Origin of the sequence: Achromobacter sp. SIMBA_011, from assembly GCF_046535435.1 — a bacterium.
In the GTDB taxonomy this organism is placed as follows: Bacteria; Pseudomonadota; Gammaproteobacteria; order Burkholderiales; family Burkholderiaceae_B; genus Achromobacter; species Achromobacter dolens.
Genome location: NZ_JAWRWN010000481.1, coordinates 1 through 271, shown reverse-complemented (window position 1 = coordinate 271; position 271 = coordinate 1). Strand labels below are relative to the sequence as shown.

Here is a 271-nt window from a genome sequence, read left to right as displayed (position 1 = left end):
ATGGCGTGCCGGGCGGTCCCTTCGGCTGCGCCGTACAGTTGTCCACCACGCGCCTGAGCATGTTCGCGTGATTGCCCGCGTTGCGCGGGGTGCTCCAGATGCTCGTGATGCAAAATTCGCCGCAACGGCAATCGCCCTGATTGAGCGGACAAAACATCTTCCCCCACGCATGGCTGCGGCCTTTACCTGGTATAACTAACCAACCTCGAGTCTCGGCATAAACTAGTGCCGCCTCGACCTCTTTCTTCGCATGCGATCGTCTCATCGACCC

1 protein-coding gene is annotated in these 271 nt (G+C 59.8%); it reads right to left on the bottom strand.

The window, feature by feature from the left end; all coding sequences use genetic code 11:
- Positions 1-265: hypothetical protein (locus SB816_RS31800; RefSeq protein WP_410548218.1), on the bottom strand; the 265-nt coding region annotated here is incomplete at its 3' end.
- Positions 266-271: the final 6 nt, after the last annotated feature.